Genomic DNA, 26,722 nt, shown 5'->3' on the forward strand with positions numbered 1-26,722 from the left:
GGGGGTGACCAGGGCGGACCGCGGTGCGGCCTTGCGCAGGGCCGCACCGCACCCCTTCTTCCACGGCACGGAGCACCGGATACGGCTCCGCCGACACGGTCCTGCGGGCCCTGGCCGGCGCCCACCTCGCCGTCCTGGCACGGACCGACGGGAGCCCGGTCACCGCCGCCACCGCCGAAGGCACCGCCGTGGTCCCCGTCTTCACCGCCCGGCCCCACCTGGACGCGATGGGAACCCTGGCGCACGAGGTCATGCCCTGCTCGGACCTCGTGGACCGGCTCCCCGCAGGCCATGCCCTCCACCTCAACCCGGCCGGCCCGGCGCCCATGACCGTGCACGTGGAGCCCCTGCTGGCCGTCCTGGCGACGGTGGCACCGCCACCCACCGAGGAAGGGCCCGTGGGCAACGGCACCCCCGCGGTGCCCCGGGACGGTACGGGCAGCCCGGGGCGTCGTCCCCCGCACCCGCTGGCCGAAGAGGCGGAGTCGGTGGCTGACCGGGCAGACGCCCCGGCGAACGCCACCTGACACCGTCCGCGTCTCCCATGATCGGCCCTGCGCGGCATCCGTCCCTCCCGCCGACGGGACACCGGACGGGGCCGGAGGCCGCCCCGCGGGTTCCGAGCCGAAGCCGATCCACCACCATGGGACCGACTAGGAGAATGCGTGTCCATCCGGAACCGGATCATCGCGGGCGGCGCCGTCGCCGTGCTGTCCGTCACCGTGGGTACGGTGTCACTCGCACTGGCCGACGATCCGATCAGTACCCAGACGATCTCCGGCCAGATGACGTACTACAACGACAGCGGGTACGGCGCCTGCGGCAGCCAGATCGACGCGTCCTCCCAGGACCTCGTCGCGGTGTCCCACGAGTGGTGGACATCGGCCAACCCCAACGAGGACCGGCTCTGCGACGGCGTCGACGTCCAGGTCAGCTACGAGGGCAAGACCATCACCGTGCCGGTCAAGGACATGTGTCCGTCCTGCGACTCGGGCCACCTCGACCTGAGCCAGTCCGCGTTCGAGCAACTGGCGCCCCTGGAGAAGGGGTTGGTCAAGGGCGTCACGTGGAAGTTCGTCACCGACGGCGGCGAGGCCATCGCCCTGCCCGACGCCTCCGCGTCCTCCGGCACCACCGGGGCCGCCCCGGCGTCCAGTGCCGCCGGCTGGCCGTCGCGGTACGCCGCCCCGTACGTGGAGACCTGGGGTTCCGCGTCGGACCTGGACCGGGCCCGGCAGGCCGGCCTGCGCCACGCCACCCTCGCCTTCGTCCTGGACGGCGGTGGCTGCAAGGCCACCTTCAACGGCAACCAGCCGGTGACGGACGAGAGTTGGCTGGCGGCGGTGCAGAGCCTGCGTGCCGCGGGCGGTGACGTGATCGCCTCCTTCGGCGGTGCCTCCGGCACCGAACTCGCCCTGGCCTGCGATTCGGCCGAGGCCCTCCAGGAGCAGTACCGGACGGTCGTCGACGCACTCGGCCTCACCCGCCTCGACTTCGACATCGAGGGCGCCGCACTGGCCGACACCGAGGCCAACCACCGCCGCAACCAGGCGCTCGCGGCGCTCCAGAAGGAGTCCGAGGCAGCGGGACACCCGCTGGACGTGCAGTACACGCTTCCGTCCGGCACCAAGGGCCTGGAAGCCGGCGGTGTGGCGATGCTCAAGGACGCCGAGAGCACCGGTCTGCGGGTGACGCTGGTCAACATCATGACCATGGACTACGGGTCGGCCGTGGACGACATGGGACAGGCCGCGATCGACGCGGCCACCGGCCTGCACGACCAGCTCGGCCAGATCTGGCCGGGCAAGTCGTCCGAGGAACTGTGGGCGATGCAGGGCAACACCCCGATGATCGGCGTCAACGACACCCCGGGTGAGACCTTCACCACCGAGGACGCCGAACGCCTCGCGGCCTTCGCCATCGAGAAGGGCATCCAGCAGCTCTCCTACTGGGCCGTCGGCCGGGACAGGGCCTGTGACCGCGCGGGCCAGCTCTCGGAGTCGTGCAGCGGCACCGAGCAGAGCGACTACCAGTTCCTCAAGACCTTCAACACCGTCACCACCACGAGTCCCGGAAACCGGCTCACCACCGAGGCGGTCACGGGACTGGCGACCGGCAACAGCGCGAGCCCGTCCCCCTCCGGGAGCACGGCGACCGGGGACCCGGACCGTACGGCCACCGGCAGCGCGGCCCCGAAGGCCGCGGCCGGCGGCGGCCGCAGCGGCATCGACCTGTCCATCTGGCAGCTCCAGGAACCCGTCGGCTCCTCCGGTTCCCCGACCACCATCGGCCCCTCCCAGCTCCAGGGCGGCTACGAGGACGACTACTTCTACACCGACACCGACGGCGCCCTGACCTTCTGGTCACCGGAGAAGGGCGTGACGACCCCCAACTCCAAGTACCCCCGGTCGGAGCTGCGGGAGGTGGAACCGGGCGGCGGCAGCGCCAACTGGTCCCTTGAGGGCACCCACCGGATGAGTGCCACCCTGCGCGTGGTGTCGGTGACCTCCAACGTGTGCGTCGGCCAGATCCACCTGGGCGAGGGCGGCGGCTCCACGAAACCCCTGCTGGAGCTGTACTACCGTGCCAGCGGCGACATCGTCCTGGGCACCGAGAACTCGCCCGAGGGCGGCCAGACCCTGCACGACGTGGGACACGTCCCGGTCGGCGAGAAGTGGAGCTACACCATCGGTGTCTCCGGCGGCGACACCATCGACCTCACCGTCAACGGGAACACCACGCACTACCCGATCGCCGACTCCTTCAAGTCGTACAAGCAGTACTTCAAGGCCGGGGCCTACAACCAGTCGGCGTCGGACAGCAGCACCCAGGGGGCCAAGGTGGCGTTCTACTCGCTGGACGTCTCGCACAGCTGATCGCACCTGATCCGGCAGGGGCCCGGCGTCCTCGGGACGCCGGGCCCCTGCCGCAAGGTCACGGCTCCCGCCGCCGCGCCTCCGCCAGCGCCTCGGCCGGCGTCTTCTCGCCGGTCAGCGCCAGCTGGATCGCCCGGTGGATGCGGTCCGCCACCTTCGGCCAGGCGGTACCCACCCGCGCCGTACGGGCACGGGCGTGCTCGACGGCGTCCGCGAAGACGGCCATCGACGGCTTGTGCTCCACGTACTCCTCGGCCACCGCCGTCCGGGCGGGCACCGTGGAGTACTGCCCGGCCACGGTGAGCATGGTGTCCCGGCCGGTCAGGCAGTCGATCACCTCGGCCGCCTTCGCCTGCCGGGCGGGGGAGGCGGTCGTCGGCACCGTCCACAGCTCTCCGCCGAGCGCCGTGACGACGCTCTGCCCCCGTTCCCGCACGGGTATCGGGGCGGTGCCCCACCGGATGTCCCCGGCCTTCTCCAGCGCGGAGATGCGCCAGGGACCGTTGATCATCATGGCGGTCCGGCCGGCCGCGAACTGGTCGTGCACATCGGCCTGGTCCCAGTTCAGCACCGACCGGGACATGGCTCCGCTCCTGACGAGGTCGGTCCAGAGACCGAGGGCCTGAGCCGCCCGCGGGTCGCCCAGGTCGGTCTCCTCGCCGCCGTTGGACCACAGGAACGGCAGGAACTGCCAACTGCTCTCGGCGGTGTTCCCGGCGGACACGGCCATGCCGTACCGGCCGGGCCGGGTGAGCCGCTGCGCCGCCGCCTTCAGCTCGTCCCAGGTGCGGGGTACGGCGACACCGGCCTCGTCCAGCATGTCCTTGTTGTAGAAGAGGACGGCCGCGTTGACGGCGGGCGTCACCCCGTAGACCTTCCCCCGGTACGTCCCCGCCGAGGCGATGCCCGGGGAGTAACCGCCGGTGTCGACGCCGAAGTCGCTCAGCGGGGTCAGCGCGCCGGTCTCGGCCACCTGCTGCACGTCGGCGTTGTCCAGCATCAGCACGTCCGGCAGCTCGCGTGCGGACGCCTGCCGCAGGACCGTCGGCACCAAGGACGGCCCCGGCACGCTCCGGTGCTCCACCCGCACGCCGGCCGACCGGCCGCAGGCGCTCAGCAGCCGCCCCCACTGGGTGTGCTCGCTCTTGTCGGTGTAGTAGTCCAGTGCCGTGATGGTCGTGACCGCGCCCGAGGCGGCGTTGTCACCGGCACAGCCGGACCCGGCCGTGAGCACGGCCGTCACTGTCAGGAGGGCGGCGCCCCGCCGCACCCCGTTACCGCACCCTGGCCCCATGTCGTGCCCTTTCCGGTACTGCGTTCGCACGCCGCGGCGGTGACGCGTGTCACCCCGGAGCGCTCGAACAGATACCCGGTCATCGTAATCGGGGACGGGAATCGGGGACGGGGACGCTCAGCGTGGTCGGGACGTGCTGGTAGTGACTGCTCCGGGCCCCCGTAAGGCGGCCTCCATGATCATCGCCGCCACCGCGGCGGGCTGGGACAGGAGAGCCGCGTGCGAGGCGTCCAGCAGGTGCTCATGGGCCGCCATGCGCTGGGCCATGAAGCGCTGGGCACTGGGGTTGAGCATCTGGTCGGCGGCCGCGACGGCGTACCAGGAGGACGTGCGGGCCCACGCGGGCGGCCCCGAGCGGTCGGTCAGCGCGCGTGGCGCGAGGGAGCGCTGCGCGCGCGCCCGTTCCGTACTCGCGCGCGGGGGCAGATCATCGGCGTAGGCGTGGCCGAACCGGTGCGTGTCCAGTATCAGTTCCTGCCGGACACCGGTGTGCGCCGAACCGACGGCCTTGACGGTGAGGGCCGCGTGCACCCGGCGCATGGGTGCGAAGCGGTCGGTGATGTCGAGCAGGCACTCGCCGGCGTCGAGGCCGAACCCCGCGACGTAGCACAAGGCGACGACATGATCGGTGCCGGCCGGCACCTGGGTGATCACCGCTCCGCCGTATCCATGGCCCACCAGGACCACCGGCGCGTCGATGCGGTGCACGACGTCCATCAGATGACGGGTGTCCGCGACGAGGCCCCGCAGCGGGTTCGTCGGGGTGTGGACCACGGCACCCGCCCTGCGCAGCAGGAGCGCGACCTCCGCCCACGACGAGGTGTCGGAGAACGCCCCGTGGACGAGCACGACGGCCGCTGGCACGAGGCGTGTCAAGTGCATGTCGATGACCTCTGCGTACGGAGGGCCTCAGTCAACCCCCTGCGCGCGCCCGCCACCTCGCGCGAACGTACCAAACCGGGGATCAGTCCTCGTCGGAGGCCAGGACCACGTGCGTGAGCTGCACCCGGGACCGGACGGACAGTTTGCGGAAGATCGAGGACAGATGGGTGTTGACGGTGTGCGGCGAGACGACCAGCAGATCGGCGGCCGCGCGGTTGCTGTGCCCCGCGGCGACGAGACGCGCGACCTTCCGCTCCGACGCGGTCAGGGCCTGCCAGCCCTGGAGCGGACGCGGGTTCCCGGACCCGCGTCGGACCCGCGTCCCCGCACCTCCCAGCAGGCCGTTCGCCCGGGCTGCCGCGGCGTGCGCCCCCGACTCGGTGAACACGGCCCGCGCCTCGGTCAGAACCTCGGACGCTTCCGCCCGGTGGCCGGCGCTCACCAGTGCCGCTCCGAGGTCGGCCAGGGCCTCCGCCAGGTTCAACGGCCGGGGACCGTCGCGGTGCAGAGCCACGGAAGACCGCAGCAGGCCGATGTCGTTCGAGACCAGCCCGCGTGTCCGGGCCGCCAGGCCGGTGGCGGTGGGCACCCCGGGATTGCGGGCGGCGTGTGCCTCGGCCTGCGCGGTGAGATCCTCGGCCAGCTCGCGGTCACCCCCTCTCAGGGCGATGCGGACCGCCTCGTCCACCCACGGGCGCAGCAGGCGCCACCGCATGTAACCGTCGTGCCGCTGGACCTCCCGCAGATGCTCAAGGGCCAGGGCGTGATCGTCCATGGCATCGGCGTGCAGCGCCTCCAGGTAGCGTACGGCTGCCGTATTGCCCGGATTCGGGTGGGGCACCAGCCGCTCGCGCGCGGCGAGCAGATCCTGACGGGCCGCCGTGCGGTCGCCGCGCAGCAGGCCGATGCGTGACCGGATGACGCGCGCGTTGACCTGCTGGACCGAGGCTCCGACCTCGTCCTCCAGCCGCTCCATGGTGACGAAGTCGGTCTCGGCGTCGTCGAGCCGCCCGAGGCCCAGCCTCTGCTGTCCCTGCGCCCACTGAAGCATGGCCTCGCGGCGAGCGCCTTCGCCCTGGCTCGTCGCCCGGCCGAGCAGGCGCTCGGCACGCGCGAAGTCGTCGAGGTGCTGGCAGGCGACGATCTCCTCGGGCAGATAGGCGGGGTCGACCGAGCTGAGCGCCATGAATCGTTTCTGCGCATCGGCCGTATCGCCGGCGTTGAGTGCCGTCTCGCCCAGTCCGAACAACGCCTGGACGTGGGCCTCGCGGTCGCCGGTGGTGATGGCCTGTCGGAGTGCCGTCTCGCCGGCCTCCCGGGCGGCGGCGAGGTCGTCGCCGCGTGACAGGGCCAGGGCCCGCAGGGCCGTCAGCCGCGCCCGCGTCCGCGGACGGGCGCCTTCGACGGCGAGCGTGGTGTCGACCAGGCGCCGCAGATCCTCCGCGCGGTTGAGGTTCCACAGGGTCGCGCCGATCGCCGCCTGGATGCGGCTGTACACGTCCAGCGGGGGATGCCGCGCGAGCAGCACTTCCCCGGTGGCCAGCGCCTCCTTGTCCCGTCCGGCCCGGGCCAGGGCGACGATCGCTCGTTCCCCGACGTCGAAGCCGACGGGTCGGTGCGCGGGAATCAGTTCCACGGCGCGCGTGAGCAGGTCGGCGGCGAGACCGGGTGCCACCGCCAGTACGTCGTCGGCGGCCCGTCCCAGCAGCAGGCCGGCCTCCTCGTCACCGGGCAGCGCTCCGGTGAGCAGGTGGGAGACCGCCTCGATCGGCTGACGGCCCGCGTCGACGAGGTGCTGGGCGGCCGCCCTGTGCAGGGCGCGGCGAGCGGAAGGCGGGATGTCGGCGTAGACCGCCTGGCGCAGGAGGTCGTGCCGGAAGATCAGCGACTCTCCCTCGTCGGCGAGCACATGGGTGCGGACCGCCTCGTCCAGCGGACCGATCATGGCCGCCGGGGACCGTCCGCTCAACGCGGCCGCGTCCTGGAACCGGAACCGACGGCCCAGTACCGCGCCGATCCGCAGGAAGTGCAGGGTGTCGGCGGAGAGCGTCGACAGCCTGCCGCGCACGCCGACCACCAGTCCCGAGGGAACGGACCGGCCCGTGGACTCCGCGGACCGCAGCCCCGCGAGCATCTCGGCCGCCAGGAAGGGATTGCCCCCGGCACCCTCGAGCAGGTCGTGCACCGAATCGTCCACGGCCGCCCCCAGGGCGTCGGCCGCCATCTGCTGGATGACAGCCGCCGGCAGCGGTCCCAGGTGCACGTCGGCCGTCGTCAGCGCCCGGGACGCCGCGGTGAGCGTCTCGTCCGCATCCTGGGGAGGCCCTTGGCGCTTGGTCAGCAGCCACAGCACGGGCAGGGCGCGCACGCGCGTCGGAAGCTGGGTCAGCACGAAGACGCTGAGGGGGTCAGCCCACTGGAGGTCGTCCAGGCCGATGAGGACAGGGGCGCGCGCGGCCAGCGTCTCGATGTGTTCCGCCAAGCGCTGCACCAGCCAGATGCGGTGGTCGTGGCTCTGGGGCAGCTGAGCGAGGGCCTTGTCCGGGAGCAATGGCCGGCCACCGGGGGTGAGGCAGGTGAGCAAGGAGGAGAGCGGCACGAGGTGATGCAGTTCGTCGGCCTTGCCCAGGCCCACCGAGTACCCGGCCGCGGCCGCGTGCTCGGCGGTGTCCATGAGGAGCACCGTCTTGCCGATGCCCGCCTCACCCCTGATCAGTGCGAGCGCCGCGCTGCCCGTGCGCGCCACCGAGGCGACCAGTGACCGAAGTCGTTCCCGCTCGGCTTCCCGGCCACGCAGACCGCTGCCGGACAGCGCTTGTCCCGCCGCCGTCACAGGCGTTCCTTCCGTCCGCAAGCACCCGGCCGAGAGCCAGGCCATACCACACTGTCCGGTACGTGCACCAAGCGCCACGCGCCGAAATACCACTATCGCACGCGCGGGTTGCGTTTGGCTGAAAGTATGCGGATGACCGGAATGCTGTGCTCGATCGGGGAGTGACGGAAGGCGGGGGAGGGGCAGTCAGGCCGCCGCGGGTCCGGGCGGCCGTCGCAGGGACAGGGCGCTCAGGAGCGGCATCCGTGTTCCGCGCTCGGCCGTCCCGGTGGCCGTCTTCCTGGTCTGGACCGGCTCGCTCTCGCGCAGCACCTTCTCCCGCCACTCGGCCGGGGACATCCCGTAGGCGCGGCGAAAGGCGCGACTGAAATGCGCGGCACTGGAGAAACCGGACTGCCGGGCCACGCTGGAGATGGTGAGGGTGGCGGACTCCTGGCGGGCCAGCTCGTGCCGGCACCGCTGCAGTCGGCGGCGCTGGATCCACCGGCTGGCCGTGGTGTCCTCGGACTCGAAGAGTTTGTGCAGATAACGGACCGATATGTGATGGGCCCGGGCTATGGAAGCCAATGACAGAGCGGGGTCGCCGAGCCGCTGGTCGATGTACGACTTGATGCGGCTCAGCAGGTCCTGGGAGGCGGGGGAGGAGGGGTGATCCGCGGGCAGTGGCTCCTCGGCGACGACGGAGAGCAGTCCGACGACGTGACGCAGCAGCACCTCGCCGCTGCCGGGCGGGAGCTTCGGCACCGTCTCCCCGAGGCCGGCCAGCAGCGGCCACAACAGCGACGCGGAGGGCGCGCACCTGCTGATCGGCGCCCCCAGCACACGCCGCAGGTGTGTGTCCGGCAGTCCGATCAGCGTCCGCGGGAAGATCAGGCAGGCGACCCGGAACGCGCTGGTGAAGTCGATGCGCATCGGCCGGGCGGAGTCGTAGAAGACGGTCTCACCGGGTCGCACGGGTGTCACCTGACCGCCCCGCGTCACCACGGCGGTGCCGTCGAACAGTGACATGACCATGAGGCAGCCGTCGGGCCGTGACCCGGCGGGCTGGGCGGGCCGATTCATGGCCATCGGCGCGCCCTCCACGGTCACCACCTGTACGAGGCCGAGCAGGGATGCCTGAACGGTGCCCCGGCAGCCCTCGTCCGCGACCGGGACCTCGACGCCCCCGAAGACACGGGTCAGGGCGTCGGACCAGTAGGCCGCCCGGCGGTGCTCGGCCACGTCATCGGTGGAGAAGCGAGCGGTGGTCGGTTTCCTGGTCCTGTCCGGTGTGGCCGCGTCCGACGACATGTGTCCTGCCCCTCGAGCTGTCTTCCTGAGGACACCGTGCCAGCCGCTCGCTCCCGGTACATCACGTGAACGCGTCAGATGCCCTGTGTCACCATCGGTGACACAGGGCATCTGACGCGTCGGTCACTCCGCCACGAATCGCTGGCGCAGTTCCCCGATGCCCTCGATGGAGCTGATCAGTCGGTCCCCGGGGGACAGCCACCGCTGGGGATTCCGTCCCAGGCCGACGCCGGACGGTGTACCCGTGTAGATCACGTCTCCCGGATACAGCTCCAGGACCTCCGACAGCTTCGACACGAGCGCCGGTACCGGAAAGATCAGGTTCCGGGTGGAGCCGTGCTGCACTTCCTCGTAGTTCACGCTGCACCGCAGCTGGAGGTCGTCGGGGTCGTCGAACTCGTCGGGGGTGACCAGGCAGGGCCCCATGGGGGAGAACCCCGGGAAGGACTTGGCCAGGCCGAACTGCGGGGCGGGACCGCTCATCTGCAGAACGCGCTCCGACAGATCCTGTCCGACCGTCAGACCGGCCACGTGACGCCACGCCTCGGCCTGCGGAACCCGGCGCGCGGTCCGGCCGATGACGACGACCAGCTCCACCTCCCAGTCCGTGTGCCCCCCTTCCGGAAGCACCACATCGGTGACCGGACCGGTGATGCTGGCGGCGAACTTGGTGAAGACCGGCGGCATGCCCTCGGGCTGGGTGAAGCCGGCCTCGTCCACGTGCTCGCGGTAGTTCAGGCCGACGGCGAAGAGCTGACGGGGAGCGGGCGCGGGCGCGCCCAGAGCGGCCGGGTCGTACGGGACACCGGGTGCCGTGCCGGCGTCGGCCCACGTGCGGAACTCGTCCCAGCGCTCGTAGACGGCCTGGGGGTCGGACGGGAAGCGGCCGCCACTGGCGTCGTGGACGTCCACCGCCCGCCCGCTCTTCAGCAGCGTCAGACGTCCGGACAGGTTGGCGATGCGCATGACGGATTCTCCTGGACAGGGGGAAAGGACGGGCGATCTCGCGTCAGGCGGGCCTGGTGACCCGTTCGAGAAGAAGCAGCACCGACTGGTAGGGGCGGCCGGTCACGTGCTCCATGCCGATCTCGCAGGTGCGGTTCGCCGAGAGGTACGCGTCGTACTGGCCGGCGACGACCTCCTCGGCCTCATGGGCCGTGGCCGACTCGGTCAGTTCCCTGTGCAGCATCCCGCGGTCACCGGCGAAACCGCAGCACTCCGCGTACACCGGCACGGTCACCCGGTCGGCCACGAAACGCGCCAGCGATTCCAGCTGGGCCACGTCACCGAGGTGGTGCATCGAGCAGGTCGGATGGATCACCGCGCTGCCGACCGTGGTGACCGCGACCAGGCGCGGCAGCAGTTCCTCGGCCGCCCAGACCAGCGAGTCGACCACCTTCAGCCGCTCATGACGGAGCTTGTTCTCGGGGGTGAGGTACGGAACGATCTCGTGCCCGATGCCGAGGGCGCAGGACGAGGCGTCGACGACCAGCGGGAGCGTACCGCCGTCGGTCCATTCCCAGGCCCGTTCGACGGTGCGGTTGGCCATGAAGGCGTTGCCGTCGTCGTAGCCCTTGGAGTGCCAGATCGTCGCGCAGCAGGAGCCCGTCAGGTCCGACGGCACCCACACCGGGCGGCCGGCCCGTTCGGACAGGGCGACCACCGCCTCCGGGAGGGAGAGGTCCTCGCCCCCCTCCGGTCCCGCGAAGATGCGGTTGACGCAGGCGACGAAGTACACGGCGGCGGCACCCTCGCGGCGGGTGTGCGGCAGCCGTTTGCCGGCCGGGCCGGGGATCGCGCTGATCCACTCCGGCATCAGATCGGGCGAGACCGCTTTGCGGGCGAGTGAGGTGACGCCGTGCAGGAGGCGGTCGTCCACGTGCTCGGCCACGCCGAGCGCGGCACGTACCGAGGTCTCCACGGCCGCGAAACGCTCGGCGATCCGCTCCGCGTTCCGCTCGGCGCGCCGCCCGTGGCGCTGGTGCCGGAAGTGCTTCATCATCGCCCCGGTGTCGATGCCGACCGGACACGCGATCTTGCAGCTCGAATCGCCGGCGCAGGTGTCCACGGCGTCGTAGCCGTAGGAGTCGAGCAGGTGGTCGGTGACGGGCGAGTCGGACTCCTGCCGCATCATCTCGCGCCGCAGCACGATCCGCTGCCGGGGTGTCGTGGTCAGGTCCCGGCTCGGACAGACCGGTTCGCAGAAGCCGCATTCGATGCACGGGTCCGCGATGGCCTCGATCGTGGGGATCGTCTTCAGGTGCTTCAGGTGTGCCTTGGGGTCGCGGTTGAGCACCACGCCCGGGGCGAGTACGCCGTGCGGGTCCAGCGCCTGTTTGACGCGCCACATCAGTTCGGTGGCCCGCGTCCCCCACTCCGCTTCCAGGTACGGCGTCATGTTCCGGCCGGTGGCGTGCTCCGCCTTCAGCGAGCCGTCGAACCGGTCGACGACCATGGCGCAGAACTCGTCCATGAAGGCCGCGTACCGCTCCACCTCCTCGGGCCGTGCGGCGTTGAAGGCGAGCAGGAAGTGCAGGTTGCCGTGGGCCGCGTGACCCGCCACCGCAGCGTCGTAACCGTAGCGGCGCTGCATCTCCAGCAGCGCCTCACTGGCCTCGGCCAGCCGGGACGGCGGGACGGCGAAGTCCTCCGTGATCAGGGTCGTCCCGGTCGGCCGGGCCTTGCCCACGGCCGTCATGAACGCCTCACGGGCGTGCCAGTAGGTGTGCACGGTGCCCGGATCGGTGACGAAGGCGTCAGTGACCGAGGGCACGGGAGCGACCAGGTGCAGCCCTTCGGCGACCGCCCGGGCGGCTCGCTGGTTCGCGAGGTGGTCCTCCGGGGTGGACGCCCGGAACTCGACGAGGAGTGCCGCGTTCTCCTGCGGTATGTCCCGCCAGTCGTCGGGCACGCCCTCGACGGCCGCGCAGGCGCGCAGGGTGTTGCCGTCCATGAGTTCGACCGCCCGTGCCCCGGCGTCGTTGAACAGGGGCACCGCGGCCGCCGCCGACGGCAGGTCGGGGAAGAACAGCAGCGCGGTGCAGGTCAGCCGGTCCAGGGGGACCGTGTCGAAGACGGTCTCCGCGATGAAGCCCAGCGTGCCCTGGGAGCCGACCATCAGGCCGCGCAGGATCTCGACGGCGGTCGCCCCGTCGAGGAAGGCGTCCAGCCGGTAGCCACTGGTGTTCTTCAACTCGTACTTGGTGCGGATGCGGGCTGCCAGCGCGCTGTCCGCCTCGATCTCCGCCTTGAGTTCCAGCAGCGTCGCCACGAGGTCCGGCTCGGCCGCGCGCAGGCGTTCCTCGGCATCCGGGGCGGCGGTGTCCACGATCGTTCCCGAGGGCAGCACCACGGTGAGCGAGGACAGCAGCCGGTAGGAGTTGCGGGTGGTGCCGGCGGTCATGCCGGAGGCGTTGTTCGCGACGACGCCACCGACCGTGCACGCGAGGGAACTGGCCGGGTCCGGACCCATCAGACGCCCGTGCCGGGAGAGCGAGATGTTGGCCCGCCCGATCGTCGTGCCGGGTCCGATCCGCGCCCGGACCTTGTCGTCGAGCATCTCCAGACCGGTCCAGTGACGGCGCACGTCCACCAGGATGTCGTCGCCCTGGGCCTGGCCGTTCAGGGAGGTGCCGGCGGCGCGGAACACCACGTGACGGCCGTGCTCGCGGGCGTGCCTGAGTACGGTCGAGACGTCGGTGGTGGTCTCCGCGACGACGACCACGCGGGGCACCAGACGGTAGGGACTGGCGTCCGAGGCGTACCGCACCAGATCCGAGATCTTGTGCAGCACCTTGCCCGGACCCAGCGTCGCGACCAGGGCGTCCCGCAGGGCGTCCGGGGTCCCAAAGGCGCGCTCGTCGGGCACCCGGTCGACGGCGGGACCGTCCACGGGGTGCGGACGCAGCGCAGCCGGTTTCGGATCGAGCAGCGGCATGAAAGGTTCCTTTCCTGCCGCGCCGTGCCGTCCGGTCTGCCGGACGCCGAACCGGCCGTGTGGTCCAGCGGCGGGGGACGGGCGGCGCGGCGTGGCGTACGGGGCGCGGTGGGTTCCCTGAGGACGTGGTGTTACTTGCTGGTGGCGTCGATGGCTTCTTCGATGAGGGCGATGACGCGTGCGGGGTGGGCGAGCATGACGAGGTGGGAGGAGTCGACCTCGGTGACGGTCATGCCGGCGCGCTGGTAGCCGAAGCGTTCGACGTCGGGGTTGATGGTGTGGTCGGAGGAGGAGACCAGGCCCCAGGAGGGCTTGGTCTTCCAGGCGGCGGCGGGGGCGGCGTCGGCGAAGGCCTGGGCGGCGAGGGGGCGCTGGGAGACGGCGAGGACCTTGGCGGTGTCGGGGTCGACGTCGGCGGCGAAGATGGCGGGGAACTTGTCGGGTTCGACGGAGACGTCGGTGCCGGGGGTGTCGGAGCCTTCGATGGGGAAGGGGGTGTAGACGAGGGCGGCGGCGAGGTCGGAGTCGGGGAAGCGGCCCTGGAGTTCGCCGAGGCTTTCGCCGACTTCGAGGGCGTAGCCGGAGAGGTAGACGAGGGCCTGGACGTTGTCCTCGACGCCGGCGACGGTGATGACGGCGCCGCCGTAGGAGTGGCCGACGAGGATGACGGGGCCGTCGATCTGGCGGATGACGGAGGCGATGTAGGCGGCGTCGCCGATGAGGCTGCGGTTGGGGACGGCGGGGGCGACGACCTTGAGGCCGCGCTTGAGCAGGCCGGGGATGACACTGGCGTAGCTGGAGGCGTCGGCGAACGCGCCGTGGACCAGGACGACGGTGGGCTGCTGCGAACGGGACATGAACGAACTCGCTTCTCTTGCCGGGGTGGTGCGCGGTGGGGCGGGAAACGGGGGAGGAGGCGGAACGGCGTAGACGTCCGCCAGGTCAGCCGTTCCAGCCGTCCAGGAAGGCCAGCAGTTCGGCGTTGACCACCTCGGGCTTCTCCTCCTGGCAGAGGTGACCGCACTGGGGGATTCCGACGCCGCGCACCTCGCGGGCCATGCCCTTCCACACGTCCAGGACGTCGTAGGCCTGGCCGACGGCGCTGAAGTCCTCGCCCCAGATGGTCAGCACCGGGCAGTCGATGGGCTGGTCCTCGTCCTCGCGGTCCTGGGCCACGTCCACGGGGGCGGCCCGGTAGTCCATGCACGAGCCGCGGACCGCGCCGGGCTGCCGGTAGGCACGGACGTAGACGTCGATCTCCTCGGGCGTCAGCATCTCCGGGTCGTAGGACCAGCCGCGGTAGAAGTGCGTCAGCCAGGTCTCCTCGTTGCCGGCGATCAGCGCCTCCGGCAGATCCGGGACCTGGAGGAAGGTGAAGAACCAGTACCCCTGCCGCGCCATCGCCACGTCATAGGTGTCGGCGATGACCCGGGTCGGGATGTTGTCCATCGCGACGAACCGGTCGATCCGGTCCCGGTGGTCCTTGGCGAAGCGGGTACCCACCCGCGCGCCCCGGTCATGACCGACGAGCGCGATCCTCTCGTGACCGAGGTGGTCCATCAGGGCGAGGACGTCCTGGGCCATCGTGCGCTTGTCGTAGCCGGCGGCCGGCTTCTCCGTGTCCCCGTAGCCGCGCAGGTCAGGCGCGATGACGGTGTACTTTTCGGCGAGGACCGGGATCTGCTTGCGCCAGCCGTACCACGTCTCGGGGAAGCCGTGCAGCAGGTAGACCGGAGGCCCCTGGCCCGCACTGACCCAGTGCTGGTTGATGCCGTTGAGCACCTTCGTGTGGTGCGTGATCTCCGTGGTGGCTGTCATGTCGACTCGCAAAGGTCGGAGGAACGGAAATGAGTGCCCGGCTCCCGGCAGAGGTGTCGGACACCCTTCGTCGGGGCGGGCCGAGCGCTACCACTGCCCATGGTGGGCCGGTCGCCCGGATCCGCCTTGCCCGACAGCGCACGCCCATCTGCGCTTCCGCGCCTGCTCAGTGACCGGGCCGGGGGGCGCGGCGCTGGCGTTCGGTGGCACCGCCCCAGACTCCGTAGGTCTGCCGGGATGCCTCGGCGAACGATCGGCACTCCGGCCGCACCGGGCAGTCGCGGCAGACGGCGACAGCGCGCGCTTCCCTGTGTTTGCGGGCGGAACCCCGCTCGCCCGGAGGAGAGAAGAAAACCGAGCTTTTCATGCCTCGGCAAGCGGCCTCGGCCTGCCATTCCCAGACACGCAGCAGTGGCTTGGTGGTGGATTTCACGATTCTCACCGTCTTTCAGCGACGCAGGAGGTACTTGCGCTGCCCGGACAGGACGAGTTCCCGGTTCTGGTTGTGAATGGTCGCCCGCGTGGTGACGACACCGTTGATGCCCAGAGGTTGCAGGGCCGTCACGATGAGCAGCGGATACAGCGTGTCGCCGGGGTTCACTCGGGAAGCCAGGAATCGGCACGACACTTCCAACTGGCTGACGAGTACGTCTCCGGCGAGCCGGGGTATCGGGTGGCCTTCCGCCACCACCGTGGTGAAAACGGCGGCATGCGCGGGGGTCAGTGTGAGACACGGCGCCCTGAGTATGTCTCCCACCCGCAACTCGTCGAACGAACGGGTCGGTACGACCGAATGTGCGTGGGCGGATGTGGTCTCCATCTGACCCCTTCGCGGTCGAAGCGGAATGATGTGCAGCCTAAATTCATGAACGCCGTTCCTCTTGCTTGTAGACGCCTTGGTTCTTGCCTGAGGAGGACCGGGCGGCCGCACATGCCAAAGGCCGTCCGACGCCATGCGCGTCGGACGGCCCCGGGCGGGAGACGTCGGGTGAGGTGCGGGGTCAGGCCTCGAAGACCTCGCGCAGCCTGGCCTCCTGCTCCCGGTCCAGGTTCGAGCGGATCAGTGCCGCGTGCTCCGCCGGGAATGCCTCCTTGACCCGGTCGAGGACCTCGTCCCGCGTGAGCAGGAACAGCGCCGACGTACCGGGGGTCACCTGGGACTTCACCGAGTCGATGAAGTCGTCGTCGATGCCCACGTCCGTCAGCTTGCCGCCCAGCGCGCCGGCGGCGGCCCCCACCGCGGCACCCAGCAGCGGCATGAGGAAGATCAGACCGAACAGCAGCCCCCAGAACGAACCGGACAGCGCACCCGCCCCCACCAGATCGGTGAGCTGCTTCGTCCTGGGCTTCTTCGCCCCCTCGGGCCAGCTGACGGTGGCGGCGTCCACCACGGTGATCAATTCCTGCTTCTGCAGACCGAGCAGTTTCTGCTCCACCTGCTGCGCGCTCTGCGGCGCGTCGAATTTCCAGACCGTCAGCGTGGCCATCGATATACCCTTCCGTTCGCGGTTGTGCGCGTCCAGTAAAGGGCCGCTCGCGGCGATCTCCCAGGTCCGTCCGGTCCGGCGTGCGGTATCAGCACAGAGCGGGGCACGCAGAGGCAGAAAGACCCTCGTCACTGTCCTTCGCGCAGGCGGAGCAGAAGCGCACGCGCGTCGGCGATGCGCTGTGGGTCGGCCCCGGGAGCCAGCGTCACGCAGGCGTGCAGGGCCTCACGGGCCTCGTCCCCCCGGCCGGCGGCGATCAGCACCTCCGCCAGGTGCACCAGGTGCCTGCTCTCCGCCGCCGTGTCCCCGCGTTCCGCGCAGTGGCGCACGACCGCTCGCATGCGCGCGATGGCCTCCTCCCAGCGCCCCAGCAGGGCCAGGCTGCGCCCGACGCCGGACGCGATACCGATCCGTGTCGCCGCCGCGATGTGCGGCTCGACGGCGGCACCGGCGGCCTCCAGGAACACCAGTGTCTCCTCGAAGGAGGTGAGGGCGGCGGCAGCGTCCTTCCTGAGGAGCAGGATGTGGGACTGGCCGTGCCGAGCCTGCAGACTGCCGTGCACGTCGCCGGCCGAGGCGAAGAGGGCCGCTGCACGTCCGAAATGCTCGGTGCCCCGCACCAGTTGATTCAGATTCCGATAGGCCCAGCCCTGGTAGAAGTGGGCCCACGCCTGCTGCGCGACATCGGCAGCCCGCGTGGCCACCGCGTGTGCCTCGGTGGATATCGGCAGACTGTCCGCGGGACGCCTCTCGCACACGATGAGCGTCCAGGCGCAGTAGTTCAGGTGCCGTGCACGAGCGGCGTCGTCGCCGAGCGTCTCGGCGCTGTCCGCGGCCATCCTGAAGACCTCGGGCCAGTGGCCCCAGAAGATCCATTGGTCGGAGAACCAGTGCAGTGACTCCGCCACTTCCACCACGACGGCGTGGTCGCCGGCGTCGGCCGCGGCGCGCAGAGCGGCCAGCCAGTTGGTGCCCTGGCTCCGCAGCCACTGCCGGGAGAGGGCGGTGGAGGACAGGTCGACCAGCCCCTGGTAGGACGGCGAAGGAGCGCCGTGCCCGGGTTCGAACCACCGGCCGGCGACGACGGTGGTGTCCAGCAGCCAGCGGTACAGGCCGGTGCGCACCGCTTCGGCGCCGTCCTCGCCCTCCTCGGCCTCCAGACGGCTGTGCGCGTACAGGCGCAGCAGATCATGCATGCGGAAGCGGTCGCCGATGATGTCGAGGAGTCCAGCCTCCACGAGTTCCTCCAGCACGTCCTCCGCCGACGGCAGGTCCCGGCCGAGCAGGTGTGCCGCGCAGGCGGCGCCGGCGTCCGGGCCGGGGACGGCGGACAGCCTCCGGAACAGCGTGGCGGCGTCCGGGGTGAGCTGCTGGTAGGAGAGATCGAAGGCCGTGGAGACCTTTCTGTCACCGGCCACCAGGACGTCCAGCCGGCGCTTGTCCACCGCGAGCCGGTCGGCCAGCCGACGCACGGTCCAACCGGTACGGGTCGCCAGCCGGCTTCCGGCGATGCGAAGGGCCAGCGGCAGGTAGCCACATCTCGACGCCACCTCGCTGAGGGCGGATGCCTCTCGCCGCGCACGCTCTTCACCGATCATCCCGCCGAGGAAGGTGATGGCCTCCTGGGGGGACAACTCACGCAGACTCATGCGGTGGACGCCCTCCAGGGCGGTGAGCACCTTGCGGCTGGTCACCAGGCACATGCTGCTGCCCCGCCGGGGCAGCAGCGGAGCCACCTGGGCCTCGTCGCGCGCGTTGTCGAGAATCAGCAGACAGCGCCGGTCGAGGAGGAGTTTCTCGTAGAGGCCGGCCTGCCCGGTGGCACCGGCCTCGACGATCTCCGTGTCCGCGACGTGGAACGCCTTGAGCACGTGCAGCATGATCTCGGTCGCGGGAGGCGGGTCCTCGTCCGTACCACGCAGGTCCAGCACCATCTGACCGTCCGGGAAGCGGTCCGCGAGTACGCGGGCCGCCCGAAGTGCCAGGGCGGTCTTGCCCATCCCGGGCGGAGCCGACACGGCCACGACCGTGGGGCCGGCACCCGCTCCGGCCGCTCCGGCCGGGCCGGCCGGCGAGCCGGGGCCGGCTGCCTCGGCGGCCAGCCCCGCCAGTGTGAGCAGCTCGTACCGCCGTCCGACGAAATCCTCGATGCCGCGCGGGAAGGTCCGGACGGACAAGGGGGCCGATGGGCGCGAACGGTCCTCGCGTGCCGCGGCGAACAGGCGATCACACTCGTCGGCGTCGAGCCCCAGACCGGCCGCGAGAGCGGCCACGGTGCGTCGTTGAGGAGCAGCGCGCCGGCCGCGTTCGAGGTCCCCTATGCCACGGACGCTCACCCCCGAGACCTGCGCGAGCCCTTGGATGGTCAGGAGCCGGTCCGTCCGGAAGCGACGCAGCAGTGTGCCGAACTCCTGTGTGCCGCCGTTCACTCTCGCCGCTCCCTTCGTCACCCGGTGAACCCTGCTCCCGGCTTCGAGGAACGTTCGCAGCCGAACTGGGAGCGCTTGATCGAAGTGCACGGTCGGACAGGGAATCGCCGGCTCGGCAGCAACTGTAACCTCTGTCCGCTTTCTCTGGATCTGCTCCCGCCGTGGGGGTGGCCGTCAGCACGGCTGGTCGGTCTCGACCAGGGACAGGCCCCTCGCGGCTGTCTCGTCGGCGTCGAGAGCGTCGAGGCGGACGGCCGCGTCCCGGGCGCACTGCGGGTCGGCCGCCGACCCGAGGGTGACGATCCGTGCGAAGACGGCCCGGGCTTCCGCAGAGCGCTTCATACTAAGGAGAAGGGTGCCCAGACGGTACAGTTCGCGGCTCTGCACACCGATGTTGTTGCTTCGACCGCTCAGGTCGACGGCGATGCGCAGCTGGAGAACGGCCTCCGCGGCCCTGCCCAGTTGTTCGAAGCAGTAGGCCATGCCGCTGTGGAGGCCGATGCGGGCGAAGTCGACGGCGTGGGGTTCCAGGCGGTCCCGCTCCCGCTCGATGTATTCCAGGGCCCTGTGAAAGGCGGCGATCGCCTCCTCGCCGTGGCCGGACTCCGACAGGATCAGGGCGATCCCGTGCCGGGCGGTGAGGCCGCCTTCGGCGTCACCCACCCCCTCGAAATGGCGGCCGGCCCGGCTCATGTGGTCCGCCGCCGTACCGTACTGGGCGAGCTTGCGGTGCGCCCAGGCGATGTAGAAGTGGGCCCACGCCTGTTGCCGCTTGTCGTCGGCGTCCCGCGCCAGGGCGAGGGCGCGGTGAGAGTGGACGAGGCTGTCGCGGTAGCGTCCTTCGCAGGCGAGCCGGGCCCAGGCCAGGTAATTGAGCTGGGTGGCGTGCGCGACCGCGTCGCCGGTCCGCTCCGCGCTGCCGGCGGCCAGGGCGAAGACCTCCGGCCAGTGGCCCCAGAAGATCCACTGGTCGGAGAACCAGTGCAGCGCCTCCGCCACGTCCACCACCGTCGCGTCTCGGCCTTCCGCCGCGGCGGCCCGCAGTGCCGACAGCCAGTTCGCGCTCTCGTCCTGCAGCCACGCCCGGCCCTTGTCCGCCGTCGACAGGTCCACGTCCCCGTCCCAGCCGTCGGGCGGCGCACCGAAGCCGGGCTCGTACCAGCGGCCCGCCACGATCGCGGTGCTCAGCAGCCAATCGTGCAGGGCCTTTCTGGCGCGCGCGGTACTCCCCGCGTTCTCTTCCGCGCGCAGCTTGTTCCCGGCGTGGATCCGCAACAGGTCGTGCATCCGGTAGCGGTCCCGTTCGACGGCCAGCAGGCCCGCCTCCACCAGTTCCTCCAGGCAGTCCTCGGCGTCGAAGAGCGGCTGCCCGCACAGCCGTGCCGCCCCCGCGGCGGAGATGTCGGGGCCGGTCACCAGCGCCAGTCGCCGGAACATGCGGCCGGCCGGCTCGCTGAGCTGGCGATAGGACAGGTCGAAGGTCGCGGACACCCGGACGTCCCCCGCGACCATGCTGCCCCAGGGTTCCGCGGTGGGCGCCAGCCGATCCGCGAGGTCGGCTCCGGGCCAGGTCCGGCCCGTCGCCAGCCAGTGTCCCGCCAGGTGCAGGGCGAGTGGCAGGCATCCGCAGAGCAGGGCGATCCGTCGCAGTTCCGCCGCGGCGGCCCTCGAGGACTCGGTGCCCGCCAGGCGCGTCAGCAGGGCCGTGGCCTCGGAGGCGCTGAGGTTGTCCAGCGGAATACGGTGCACGCCCTCCAGGCCGGTGAGCATGCGCCGGCTGGTGACGATGACCATGCCTTCGCCGACGCCGGGCAGAAGAGGGCGTACCTGCGCCTCGTCCCGGGCGTTGTCGAGCACGAGCACGAAGCGGCGCTGCGCCAGGGTCTGCCGGTAGAGGTGGACATGCCCCTGGGGCCCGGCGTTCAGCACCTCACGGTCGGCCACGCGCAGAGCGCGCAGGACACCGAGCATGAGCTCCACGGGTGTCGGCGCCTCCTCGTCCAGACCCCGCATGTCGACCACGATCTGACCGTCCGGGAAACGGCCGGCGAGCCGGTGCGCGGCCTCCAGCGCGAGCGTCGTCTTGCCGACACCGGGAGCACCGGACACCGCCACGACCACCGGCGGCGCGCCGGCGGTGGACGCGTCGCCCTCACCGCCCCGTACGCGCCGCCCGGCCAGCGACACCGCCAGCTCCGTGAGCCGGGTCAGCTCGTGCTCCCGGCCGACGAAGTCGGACGAACCCCGCGGGACGGCCCGGACACCGACCGGGGTATATCCGTCGTCGCGTCCGGCGCGGGCCGCGTCCAGAAAGCGTTGCAGACCGGGTCCGGACAGCCCGAGGCCACGGGCGAGGGCGGCGACCGTGCGTCGTTGCGGTGCCGTACGGCGACCGCGCTCCAGATCGCCGATGCCCCGGACGCTCACTCCGCTGGCCTCGGCCAGCCCCTCGAGGGTGAGTGAGGCTGCCAGACGCAGCTCCCGGAGGACGGAGCCGAAGGCCGGTTGTGTTTCCGCGTTCACTGGTTCCACGGCTGTCACGCTCGCTGTACCTCGCCACTGTCTGCTGACCGAAGTTCGACCAGATGAAGTGGCACCGAGTGGCCCTTCCTCGCGCCACTGATGCACGCACAGGCTATGCCAAGGTGAAGCCCGTCCGCGGGCGGGAACGTCCTGAGCCGGGAAGAGTACGCGCTGGTGCAACTGGCGGTGCGCTGATGGTCAACCGGAACCACCGGGGGCGGGCCGAGCGGACCCCGGCTCAGCCGTTCGGCCCGGCGAGACGTGCCAGGCAACCGTCCAGATCGATGTGCGTGCCTTCCGCTCCCGGGGCCACCAGGGCGTAGGTGTCGTGGAGGAACGCCGTCACGAGTGACGCCGGTATCTCCAGCAGCGCGGCATCCGCGGGAGAGCGCAGGACGATGCGCATGGTGTCCGGCAGACACCGGTGCCGGGGGAAGACCAGGACGGCGCCGGCGCCCGCCGCCCGTCGCATCCCCTCGGCCAGCAGGTCCCGGGCGAACACCCAGGTGACGCTCTTCGCGGGTTCTCCCAGGGACAGGCACACGGCGTACGGGTCGTCCGTGTGGTAGACGAGCCGCGCGGGCAGCGGCACCCGCTGCTCCTCCGCGACGCTGACGAGAGCGGTGGCTGTGCGCATGACCGATGTGGGGTGATGACTCATGAGGTCTCCCGACTGACGTGTCATGACCGGATGGTTGCCGACGACCGTAGGGTCACCCGCCCCCCGTGCTTCTCCGTTCAGCGCATGCGCGGTTGCCTCTGGACGAACCTCATCGGGGCGGGGGAGGCATGGACATCGCGCGGCCGGGTACCGGGGGCTCACACACCCCTCACGTCCGTTATTGCCTCTTCTGCCTCCTTAGTGCCTGGTGATCGCCGAGGCACGGTGCTTGGCTGTCCGGGGGCGGGGACACAGGCCGCGAGGTCGCTGCCTGACTCCCGGCGCCGGATGGCGACGGGAACATGCGGGCAGGCGGCCTGGTCACCGGCCCGCACCGCGGTCCGCCGTCCGTCTCCGCCGGTGCCATGTGCTTGAGGAGGAGTATCGGATGAGCCCTGTGTTGACGACGTCCTTGGTGCCCGACGAACGGAAGGGTGCCTACTGGCGCGACGCCCTCGGGCAGATACCGGTGCCCGTGAGCGTCGTCCCGTACAAGGAGCATTCGTTCCGGGGACGACTCGTCACCGACCGGATCGGCGGACTGCGGGTGGCCACCGTGGAAGCCGACGCGCAGCAGGTCCGGCGGACGGCGGCGCACATCAAGCGCTCCCCGGGGGATTTCGTGGTCGTGGGCGTCCAGACGACGGGCCGGACCGTTCTCGTGCAGAACGGGCACGAGGCGACCGCCGTCACCAACGACCTCTTCGTCTACCGCACGTCGAGCCCCAGCCTCATGGACCACCCCGAGCCCTTCTCCCTGCGCATGGTGTACATCCCCCGCCGCATGCTCGCGCTCACGGACGACGAGCTGAACAGCGTCACCAGCAGGGTGACCGCCACGGGCCGGGGGTGTGCCGCGGTTCTGAGGCCGTTCATCCTCACGGTGGTGGCTTCCGCCCACCACTACGTGCCCGCCGCCTCGGGCGGGCTGGCCAATACCCTCATCGACCTCTTCTCCACTCTGGTGGCGGAGCAGGTGGCGGAGAAGGGCGACGGCGACGGCCGCACCCGCAACTTCCTCGTCGGCCGCGTGCGCGCGTTCATCGACCAGAACCTGAGCGACCCGACCCTGTCACCGGAGTCCGTGGCCAAAGCGCACAACATCTCGGTGCGCTATCTGCACCGCCTCTTCGAGGACGAGGGCATCACGGTCAGCCGGCTGATCCAGCGGCGCCGACTGGAGGAGTGCGCCCACGAACTGGCGCGGCGCAGCCGTACCGCGCCCACCGTGTCGGCCATCGCCCAGCGGTGGGGCTTCGTCAACCCGACGCACTTCAGCCGCGCGTTCCGCGGGGCCTACGGACTGTCGCCCCGCGAGTGGCGCAGCCTCCGCCTCCAGGCCTGGCGGGAGGAGGCTCCGGCCGGGATCGGAGCCCAGTAGGCGGGGTGGCCGCCCGCGGGACCACCGGACCCGGCGCCCCCCCCGCGTACCTGTGGACGCTGAGGACGCCGGTGCGCGGGTCACCGCCGCTTGCCCTCCCGCAGGACGGCCAGGACCACGGCTGCCAGCAGTGACAGCGCGGCCGACACCACCAGCGCCACGTCGGCTCCCCGCGCCTCGGTCCCGGCCGACGCGACGAGCGCGATCGTGAGGGCCACTCCCGCGCATGAGCCGATGTAGCGGGCGCTCTGCTGCGCTCCCGACCCCATGGCGGCCCGTGCCGCGGGCACGGAGTCCACCGCGAGCAGGGGCAGCGCGGCGTTCAGCAGCCCACTGCCCACACCCGCGACCACCAGACCGGGCAGCAACCGGTGCCAGGAACCGGCGTCCAACGCGCCGAGCATGGCGAGCACTCCGACGGCGTGCAGGACGAAGCCCAGGGTCAACTGGTGGCGGTGGGAGAGACGACCGTTCAGAAGACGGGCGAAGAGCGCCACCACGAAGGACAGCCCGGACCAGAGGAAGAACAGCCAGGCCGTGCCGATCGGCGACAGCCCCAGCGTCCGCTGCAACAGGGTCGGCAGGAAACTGAACAGGCCGATCACCGCGAAGCCGGTGAACAGCCCGCCGACGGAGGAGGCGAGGAAGAGCGGACGCCGCAGCAGCGTGAGATCGATCATCGGATGCCGCACCCGCCCCTCCACGAAGGCGAAAGCGGCCGTCAGCAGGGCCGCCGCCGCGAGCAGCAGCAGAACGGGTGCCCTCAGCCAGCCCTCCCGGCCGAGAGTGAGGGCCGCGACCAGCGCGGTCAGCGCGAGGCCGAAGGCGGCCGCTCCGGCCAGGTCGGGCCGGCCGCGGTGCGCGGAGCGGGACTCCGCCAGCCCGCGTACGGACAGGGCGGCCACGATCAGTGCGGCACCGCCCAGCACGGCGTAGGCCAGGCGCCAGGACGGCAGGGCCCCGGCCAGCAGCGGACCCACCGCGATGCCGCCGCTGACGGACGCGCCCCAGACGCCGCTCGCGTGCAGGCGGCCGCGCGACGTGGTGAAGGCGTGCACGATCAGACCGAGGCTGCTCGCGAGGAGGGCCGCGCTCGCCGCGCCCTGCGCCACCCGGGCGAGGGTGAACAGCAGGGTGGAGTCCGTCAGTCCGCCCAGGGCGGTGGTGACGCCCAGGACGCAGGTGCCCCAGACGAAGATCCGGCGCCTGCCGTAGTCGTCCGCGAGGCTTCCCGCCACGAGGAGCAGGGCGGCCAGTCCCAGAGGCGCACCGTTGAGCAGCCAGGCCTGGGCCGAGGGCGCGGTGCGCAGGTCGGCCGCGGTCCGTGCCAGCGTCACCATCGGCGCCGTGTACGCCATCAGAGCCAGGGCGGTGGCCGCACTCGTCAGGGCGAGGGTGACACCGGGGCGTGGTCCTCGGGCCGGCCGGGGTACCGCGAGGGCGGGTCCGGCCGCGCCGCCGATGTCCTCCTCGGCAGTGCGGGAACCGGTTGTGTCGCTCATGAACCGTCCGTTCGTCACCGGGCCGCGCAGGACCCGTGGATGTGTTCGGCGGGGCCCCGCCCGGAGCGGTGGACCGCCCGGCCCCGCCGGAGGAGGGACACGACCGGCCCGGCCGGTCCCGCCGACGTGCTCAGACCACCGGCGCGAGCGGCACCCGCGCGGCCCGGGCGGAGGCGAGCAGATGGGTGCTGACGACCAGCAGAGACAGGCTGATCGCGCCCAGGACCACGTACGCGCCCGTGGTGGCGAACCCGTCCCACGCGGCGTGCAGGGCGACCGTGACCACGAACACCCCGGCGAAGACGACGAACCCGCGGCCCCGCCGCGCCCCGGTCGCCGCCGACCACAGGGCGGCGGAGGTCAGTCCCGTCCACGCCATGTGCGCGGCCGGGCTCAGCACTCCCCGGATCACCAGCAGTCCACTGACCGCCGCCAGGTCGCCCCCGGAGTCGACGAGCGCCACGAACGCGTACCCCATGGTCTCCAGGACGGCGAACCCGGCGCCGGCGGCGACGCCGACGAGCAGCCCGTCCGCGGGGTGACGGTCCTCGACGGCCAGAAGCACCAGCAAGGGCATCAGGAGCTTCGCCGCCTCTTCGATCAGGCCCACCACGACGACCGGCAGGACATGGGTGGCGAGCAGGGCCCGGTATTCCAGTACGCCGGCCGTGGCGACTCCGAGCACCCCGCCGACCAGGGCCGTTACCGCCGCGATCCCGGGGCCGACGCCGAAGTCCAGCCGTCGTCCGGCCACGAAGGTGACGAAGGCGACGGGGACCACCGCGGCGCCGAGGAAGATCAGGGAGGGCACCAGGTTGGGGTTGCCCGTCGATATCAGGGCCACCCGCAGCAGCCAGAACAGGGCCAGCCCGACGCCCAGCACGGCTGCCCAGCTCCAGTGACGGCCGGCGGCGGCCAGGGACCGGTCGGCCCGATGGGTGGCGTTTCTTGCGCTGGACGCGGACACGGGTGACCTCCGTGGGAAGGGCGGGGACAGGGGGGGCGCGGCCGGCACCGTCCGTCCGGCACCGGTCCGCGTCACGTGCTCGGGGCCGCCGGTGCGGCGGCCGTCTCTCAGTCCTCGGGGGCGGGGTTCTCGGGGGCGGAGGCGGCCCGGTCGTCCTCGGCCCTGTCGACGCCGACGGTGATCACACCGTCCACGGCGTCCACGTGTGCCTCGTCACCGGCCTCCAGCTCACCCGCCAGCAGCAGGTCGGCAAGACGGTCGTCCACCTCCGTCTGGAGGGTGCGGCGCAACGGGCGTGCCCCGAAGGCCGGGGGTGGTCATGTGCAGGGCCCTTCGGTACGCGAGGTGCTTCGTACGGGACGGGTGAGGGGAACGGGAGCAGGGTCAGCCCAGCCGGTCGGTCCAGTCGGCCGGTACGCGTCCCGCCGGGCCGGGAACGGGCTGGTCGGCGGGGTGGCTGTGCGGGGGCGCGAGCCGTGGCCCGGACTCGTACAGGGTGGATGTGCCGTAGTCCCAGAACCAGTCCTCGCCGGGTTCGTAGCTCTGGATGATCGGGTGCCCGCTGGCGTGGGCGTGGGCGGTGGCGTGTTTGGCGGGGGAGTCGTCGCAGCAGCCGATGTGCCCGCAGTTCGCGCAGCGTCGCAGGTGGAACCACCAGGCGCCGGTGGCCTCGCATTCGACGCAGCCGTTGCCGCTGGGCGGGGTGTCGGGGTTGATGCCGTCGATGGTCGTCACTGTGTCTCCGCGGGGTGTGGTCGGAAAGGGGGCGGGCGGGCCGGACGACGGAAGGCGGCCGGCCGGGTGCCGGCCGCCTTCTCCTGCGGGCGGAGCCTGCTGCGTGG

The 26,722-nt window shown here is 71.5% G+C and carries 20 protein-coding genes and 2 pseudogenes; 4 read left to right on the forward strand and 18 right to left on the reverse strand.

Annotation, left to right across the window (positions count from 1 at the left end):
* Nucleotides 1-23 precede the first annotated feature (23 nt).
* From Sdagh_RS18485 to Sdagh_RS18495, 3 genes and pseudogenes are all read left to right on the forward strand, one after another.
* Entirely contained in the window at nucleotides 24-527 is a 504-nt protein-coding gene (locus Sdagh_RS18485) for an SseB family protein (RefSeq protein ID WP_190078724.1), read from the forward strand.
* A 138-nt stretch (nucleotides 528-665) separates the two neighbouring features.
* Nucleotides 666-1,046: pseudogene (locus Sdagh_RS37010) on the forward strand (cysteine/serine endopeptidase inhibitor); the annotation flags it as partial.
* Nucleotides 1,047-2,105: 1,059 nt separating this feature from the next.
* Nucleotides 2,106-2,876: a polysaccharide lyase family 7 protein gene (locus Sdagh_RS18495; RefSeq protein WP_190078727.1), complete on the forward strand. Its 771-nt coding sequence runs from the start codon at nucleotides 2,106-2,108 to the stop codon at nucleotides 2,874-2,876.
* A 58-nt stretch (nucleotides 2,877-2,934) separates the two neighbouring features.
* Here the strand turns inward: Sdagh_RS18495 and Sdagh_RS18500 are convergent, their stop codons facing one another.
* The 14 genes from Sdagh_RS18500 to Sdagh_RS18565 form a co-directional block, all read right to left on the reverse strand.
* On the reverse strand, nucleotides 2,935-4,110 hold the full coding sequence (locus tag Sdagh_RS18500) for a sugar ABC transporter substrate-binding protein (RefSeq protein WP_226535408.1): 1,176 nt from the start codon (nucleotides 4,108-4,110) through the stop codon (nucleotides 2,935-2,937).
* A 177-nt stretch (nucleotides 4,111-4,287) separates the two neighbouring features.
* Nucleotides 4,288-5,052, reverse strand: coding sequence for an alpha/beta hydrolase (locus tag Sdagh_RS18505; RefSeq protein WP_226535409.1), 765 nt, complete (start codon nucleotides 5,050-5,052; stop codon nucleotides 4,288-4,290).
* A gap of 82 nt (nucleotides 5,053-5,134) precedes the next feature.
* A complete protein-coding gene (locus Sdagh_RS18510) occupies nucleotides 5,135-7,885 on the reverse strand; it encodes a helix-turn-helix transcriptional regulator (RefSeq protein ID WP_226535411.1) in 2,751 nt (916 codons plus the stop codon).
* Nucleotides 7,886-8,071: 186 nt separating this feature from the next.
* Entirely contained in the window at nucleotides 8,072-9,175 is a 1,104-nt protein-coding gene (locus tag Sdagh_RS18515; RefSeq protein ID WP_189422217.1) for a helix-turn-helix domain-containing protein, read from the reverse strand.
* Between the two features lie 123 nt (nucleotides 9,176-9,298).
* On the reverse strand, nucleotides 9,299-10,141 hold the full coding sequence (locus tag Sdagh_RS18520) for a fumarylacetoacetate hydrolase family protein (protein ID WP_189422216.1): 843 nt from the start codon (nucleotides 10,139-10,141) through the stop codon (nucleotides 9,299-9,301).
* Nucleotides 10,142-10,184: 43 nt separating this feature from the next.
* On the reverse strand, nucleotides 10,185-13,112 hold the full coding sequence (locus Sdagh_RS18525; RefSeq protein ID WP_190078721.1) for an FAD-binding and (Fe-S)-binding domain-containing protein: 2,928 nt from the start codon (nucleotides 13,110-13,112) through the stop codon (nucleotides 10,185-10,187).
* Between the two features lie 131 nt (nucleotides 13,113-13,243).
* Nucleotides 13,244-13,969 (reverse strand): alpha/beta fold hydrolase, encoded by a 726-nt coding sequence (locus Sdagh_RS18530; protein ID WP_190078800.1) that lies wholly within the window; start codon nucleotides 13,967-13,969, stop codon nucleotides 13,244-13,246.
* A gap of 85 nt (nucleotides 13,970-14,054) precedes the next feature.
* On the reverse strand, nucleotides 14,055-14,930 hold the full coding sequence (locus tag Sdagh_RS18535) for an alpha/beta fold hydrolase (RefSeq protein WP_189425187.1): 876 nt from the start codon (nucleotides 14,928-14,930) through the stop codon (nucleotides 14,055-14,057).
* Nucleotides 14,931-15,096: 166 nt separating this feature from the next.
* Complete coding sequence (locus Sdagh_RS18540) at nucleotides 15,097-15,372, reverse strand: WhiB family transcriptional regulator (protein ID WP_306887966.1); 276 nt, start codon at nucleotides 15,370-15,372, stop codon at nucleotides 15,097-15,099.
* A gap of 6 nt (nucleotides 15,373-15,378) precedes the next feature.
* Nucleotides 15,379-15,750 carry a dehydratase gene (locus tag Sdagh_RS18545; RefSeq protein ID WP_189425183.1) on the reverse strand — a complete coding sequence of 124 codons (372 nt, stop codon included), beginning with the start codon at nucleotides 15,748-15,750 and terminating at the stop codon, nucleotides 15,379-15,381.
* A gap of 181 nt (nucleotides 15,751-15,931) precedes the next feature.
* Nucleotides 15,932-16,417 (reverse strand): DUF1269 domain-containing protein, encoded by a 486-nt coding sequence (locus Sdagh_RS18550; RefSeq protein WP_189425182.1) that lies wholly within the window; start codon nucleotides 16,415-16,417, stop codon nucleotides 15,932-15,934.
* A gap of 128 nt (nucleotides 16,418-16,545) precedes the next feature.
* Entirely contained in the window at nucleotides 16,546-18,867 is a 2,322-nt protein-coding gene (locus Sdagh_RS18555; RefSeq protein ID WP_308288752.1) for a helix-turn-helix domain-containing protein, read from the reverse strand.
* A 153-nt stretch (nucleotides 18,868-19,020) separates the two neighbouring features.
* A complete protein-coding gene (locus Sdagh_RS18560) occupies nucleotides 19,021-21,378 on the reverse strand; it encodes an ATP-binding protein (RefSeq protein WP_226535413.1) in 2,358 nt (785 codons plus the stop codon).
* Between the two features lie 229 nt (nucleotides 21,379-21,607).
* On the reverse strand, nucleotides 21,608-22,006 hold the full coding sequence (locus Sdagh_RS18565) for an SsgA family sporulation/cell division regulator (protein WP_190012285.1): 399 nt from the start codon (nucleotides 22,004-22,006) through the stop codon (nucleotides 21,608-21,610).
* Nucleotides 22,007-22,418: 412 nt separating this feature from the next.
* Here Sdagh_RS18565 and Sdagh_RS18570 point away from each other — a divergent pair, with 412 nt between their 5' ends.
* Nucleotides 22,419-23,411, forward strand: coding sequence for a helix-turn-helix domain-containing protein (locus Sdagh_RS18570; protein ID WP_190078736.1), 993 nt, complete (start codon nucleotides 22,419-22,421; stop codon nucleotides 23,409-23,411).
* Nucleotides 23,412-23,491: 80 nt separating this feature from the next.
* On the opposite strand, the gene Sdagh_RS18575 is transcribed toward Sdagh_RS18570, so the two are convergent.
* From Sdagh_RS18575 to Sdagh_RS18590, 4 genes and pseudogenes are all read right to left on the reverse strand, one after another.
* Nucleotides 23,492-24,913 carry an MFS transporter gene (locus Sdagh_RS18575; protein WP_190078735.1) on the reverse strand — a complete coding sequence of 474 codons (1,422 nt, stop codon included), beginning with the start codon at nucleotides 24,911-24,913 and terminating at the stop codon, nucleotides 23,492-23,494.
* A gap of 130 nt (nucleotides 24,914-25,043) precedes the next feature.
* Nucleotides 25,044-25,880, reverse strand: coding sequence for a PrsW family intramembrane metalloprotease (locus Sdagh_RS18580; protein WP_226535415.1), 837 nt, complete (start codon nucleotides 25,878-25,880; stop codon nucleotides 25,044-25,046).
* A gap of 107 nt (nucleotides 25,881-25,987) precedes the next feature.
* Nucleotides 25,988-26,179, reverse strand: a pseudogene (locus tag Sdagh_RS18585) (ClpB D2-like domain containing protein); the annotation flags it as partial.
* A gap of 85 nt (nucleotides 26,180-26,264) precedes the next feature.
* Nucleotides 26,265-26,615: a UBP-type zinc finger domain-containing protein gene (locus tag Sdagh_RS18590; protein ID WP_189425171.1), complete on the reverse strand. Its 351-nt coding sequence runs from the start codon at nucleotides 26,613-26,615 to the stop codon at nucleotides 26,265-26,267.
* Nucleotides 26,616-26,722: the final 107 nt, after the last annotated feature.

This window comes from Streptomyces daghestanicus (assembly GCF_020521275.1).
Lineage (GTDB): Bacteria > Actinomycetota > Actinomycetes > Streptomycetales > Streptomycetaceae > Streptomyces > Streptomyces griseoviridis.